The sequence below is a fragment of the Eubacterium sp. CAG:156 genome (genome assembly GCF_000434315.1).
Taxonomy (GTDB): Bacteria; Bacillota; Clostridia; order Lachnospirales; family Lachnospiraceae; genus Eubacterium_U; species Eubacterium_U album.
The window spans coordinates 1-3,886 of the sequence record NZ_FR878127.1 but is presented as its reverse complement, the minus strand read 5'-3'; the positions used below and the strand labels follow the sequence as shown (position 1 = coordinate 3,886).

Below are 3,886 nucleotides of genomic sequence, written 5' to 3'. Positions count from 1 at the left end.
TATCTATATACCACCAAACAGGTCCTGTTGGCGGATAACTCATTGGTACATCAGTTCTATATGGTGTATATTTACTTTCAAGTAATTTCTGAGATACTTGTTTACCTTTATTTTGACAATAGGAGCGCTGCATAGTATCTGTATGTTCGTGGTCTTCTTTTTTATAGAAAGTATCGTAAGTATCCCATGCCCATGCCCAGCCTGAACCAGGTAGACCTAACACATTACAAATATAAAACATATGTATGTCCCAATCATCATGCTTTGTAGGACCGTAGAAATATTTGCCACATTCACCACAGTACATTGCATAGTTATCGCCCATTGGTACATATCTTTCATAAACATTAGGGTAATAGTCATATTCTATATCGGTGAAAGTGTCATCAAATTTTCCGCCATTATGAATACATTTGTAAGTTGCTTTGTCATTATTATTTCTGCCGCAGCCGAGGTAAAAGTCAAGAGCTTCCTTGTAAGATGAAAGTTTAATGCCATACTTTGTCTTTTGATATATTTTTTCTAGTCAATTAAAAAGTTTTAGTTTAGACTAAGAACAATTTATTATAGCACAGAGATTTGCTCTGCGATATGTTTTGTGTAATAGTGTCAAGGTGAGAATACTGTGATAAAATAACCAAAATGATAAATGGATGTATCAAAATACATTGAAAGAAGAGGGGGTAAAGTATATATATGATTAGATGAATTAATAAAAATTTATACCAAACCTATTTTAACATTTAATACACTATATAGATGAAAACAAAAAGTGCACATTTGTTTATCACGGAGGTAGATAGTGAATAAGATAGATGCAGACAAATTAATAGTTGAATACCAGCAGAAGATATTTGGATTTGCGATGTCTAAAATGAGAAACATTGCGGATGCTGAAGAACTTGCTTCGAATATTATGCTTGAGATATATAAATCATTTCTTAAGACAGATAATATTGTAAATATAGAAGGATATGTATATAGAATAGCGAGCAATGTATATGCAAGATTTGTTGATAATGAAATTTCAAATAAACACATAGACATTCTAAAAATAGAATATCCGGTAACTGAGAGTGGCTTTGATAATATTGAAAATGGAGAAACATACAAAAAACTGAGAAAAGAAATTGGGATGTTATCCAACAGACAAAGAGTAATTACATATATGAAATACTATAAGGAAATGTCAGTAATGGATATTGCAAAGAAACTTAATATTTCTGTTGGAACCGTAAAATGGCATTTATCTGACATCAGAAGTGGATTAAAGGAGAAAATTGATATGGTTAAAAACAGTAATTTAAGTGTAAATCCTATATATTTTATTAATATGGGACATAGTGGAAGCCCGGGGAAAAACGGTGATACAAAGGATATGTTTGATTCAAGGCTTAAACAGAATATTGCATGGAGTTGTTATTATCAGGCAAAGACAATAACTGATATTTCAAAAGAGTTGGAAGTGCCTATTGCCTATATTGAAGGAGAATTACGAAAACTTGTGGAATGGGGATATATTAATCAGGTTGACAGCTCAAAAAATCCTAAATACCTGACAAATATGTACATAACAGATAGCAGAGAAGATTTTTCAGAAGAGGCAAATATTAAAAAAGAAGTTGCAAAATTTTTATGTGAAAAATTCTTCAAGGACCTATTTGAAAAATTTGATAAAGCAGAGGACAATTGGGGAATGATATGCCCTAATAATGACAAAAATTATCTGAAATACAATTTGGTAATGATGGCGCTAAGTTCTTTCGGAAACGTTTGGGAAAATTGGGAAGAACTTGCAGTAAAAAGACCGGACGGAGGGAATTTTATTGCGTATGCAACTGTAACAGATGATTGTGTTAGGCAGAAGGCAGATGATAAATATGCAGGTTGTGGTTATATGTATGATCAGGTATGGAGAGATAATAAACAGGTGCTTCAAAGTAAGCAGTATAATTGTATATATAGCGATAGAAAAATAGACTGGAGGAGTAATACACAGGAAGATTGGGAAGACTTGTATTCATATTTATCAAATGGTTGTGATAAAGGAAAAATAAGTGTAAGTAGTTTTTCCAATCTATCAGAGAAGGGATATATTGTTGATGGAGAAAATCAGGTTACAGTAATAAATGTAAAAGATGGAAATTTAGTAACTGTCATAAACAATTTTGTAGCAAATCATATACAGATTCCGAAATTTATATTTGAAGAAGGGAAAAAAGTGGATGAAAGACTTTATGAGGTAAATAAGTCAAAGTAGACGGAACATTTGGAAAAATTAGTTAGATACAATAACAGTAACGCATTTACATGGGGAGAATTTATTCCTTATATAGTTGAAATAATGCTTGAAGTGGGAATGTTAAAACCATTGACACAAAAGCAGAAAAAAGCAGTATTTACTGTGGTAGCAATAGATTGCCGATAAATCGTAATTTTACAATATGTAAAATACTTTTGACATAGCAAAATTGTGGGAGGTCAATGATTTTTGATAGAGAAAATATAACTTTTGGATTAGTATGAACATACAAGAGAGGTATAAGATGATTCAATATTGGGTCGGAATAAAGATGGATAAGAGAGTTATGCGTAGTAAATATATTTGATGATAATAGCAAAAAATCCTTTATGAATACAGTTTTTGTAAAACTTGTATTTCATAAAGGATTTTTTGTTAATCATTCTTTTAAAATTATATTTATTAAATATGTAATTAGGGCGTTAAAGCACCAAAAGTTTGACTAATTGTTTGAGTGCCTTTTATTGTATAGTCTTTATTTGACCGTTACTCTACAGATAACTTTCTTATTACCTGAAATTACTGTAATATTAGCTTTACCTTTTTTCAGAGCTTTGATTCTACCATTTCTGTAGACTTTGACAACTTTTTTGTTTGAAGTTAAGTAAGTAATTTTGTCACGACTGTTTATCGGTGTTAAAGTAACCTTTAATTTAAAACTCTTGCCTTTTTTCAAAGTCAGTTTTCTGCGGTTTAGTTTAATCTTTTTAGTGGTATACTGATTTGTCTGTGTATTCTGTTCTGAATTTGTCGTATTTTTTATATTTGCATTAGAAGAATCGGTTTTTGCCAATGTCACAGAATATACTTTTCCACATACGCTACAGGTTTTAGATTTCAGTCCTTTTTCTGTGGATGTCGGCTCTTTTACAACCACATATTCTCCATAACTATGTCCTGCTGCTTTTATGCTTCTTGTTTTTGTTTTGCCACATACACTACAGGTAAAAGTTGTTATGCCGTTTATTGTACAGGTAGGTTCGGTTGTAGTCTTTCCGTCATCCCAAGTATGGTTGCCGGTTTTTTTAATGGTTTGACCATATGCCAGTCTCTTTCCACAATCAGTACAATATGTATTTCCTGTATAACCATCTTCGCCACAGGTTGCGTCTTTTTTCTTGCGGATTTCAGTATGCTGATGTCCTGTTGCTGCAATGCTCGCAGTTTTGGTTTTGGCACATATACTACAAGTAAATGTTCGAACACCTTTCGCTGTACAGGTAGGTTCTGTTGTGACCTTTCCGTCATCCCAAGTATGAGTAGTTAATTTTGCAATGGTCTTACCGGATGAAATTTTTGTTCCACAATCAGTACAATATGTATCTCCTGTATAACCGGTTTCACCACAGGTAGCAGCTTTTTTATTACGAATTTTAGTATGAAGATGTTCTGTTGTTTTTGCAATGTTTTCAGTTCTTGTTTTATTACAAATTCCACAAGTATAAGTTTTTACGCCTGTCTCTGCACATGTAGGTTCTTTAGTGATTACTCCGTTATTCCAACTATGATTTTCTGTTTTTGCAATAGTATTGCCTGATGAAAGTTTAGTTCCACAGTCAGGGCAATATTTATCACCGGAATATC

At 32.3% G+C, this 3,886-nt stretch carries 4 protein-coding genes; 2 read left to right on the top strand and 2 right to left on the bottom strand.

The features are described from left to right. Nucleotides 1-325, bottom strand: a 325-nt coding sequence (locus ABMA45_RS01195) for a hypothetical protein (protein ID WP_348029887.1), incomplete at its 3' end; no start/stop codon positions are given. Nucleotides 326-802: 477 nt separating this feature from the next. Between ABMA45_RS01195 and ABMA45_RS01190 the strand changes: the two genes are divergently transcribed. Further along, nucleotides 803-2,260: an RNA polymerase sigma factor gene (locus ABMA45_RS01190; RefSeq protein ID WP_022088055.1), complete on the top strand. Its 1,458-nt coding sequence runs from the start codon at nt 803-805 to the stop codon at nt 2,258-2,260. A gap of 9 nt (nt 2,261-2,269) precedes the next feature. Further along, nucleotides 2,270-2,428: a hypothetical protein gene (locus tag ABMA45_RS01185; protein WP_348029886.1), complete on the top strand. Its 159-nt coding sequence runs from the start codon at nt 2,270-2,272 to the stop codon at nt 2,426-2,428. 349 nt (nt 2,429-2,777) lie between these two features. Here the strand turns inward: ABMA45_RS01185 and ABMA45_RS01180 are convergent. Then, nucleotides 2,778-3,886 (bottom strand): Ig-like domain-containing protein (locus tag ABMA45_RS01180; RefSeq protein WP_348029885.1); only part of this gene is annotated, 1,109 nt, incomplete at its 5' end.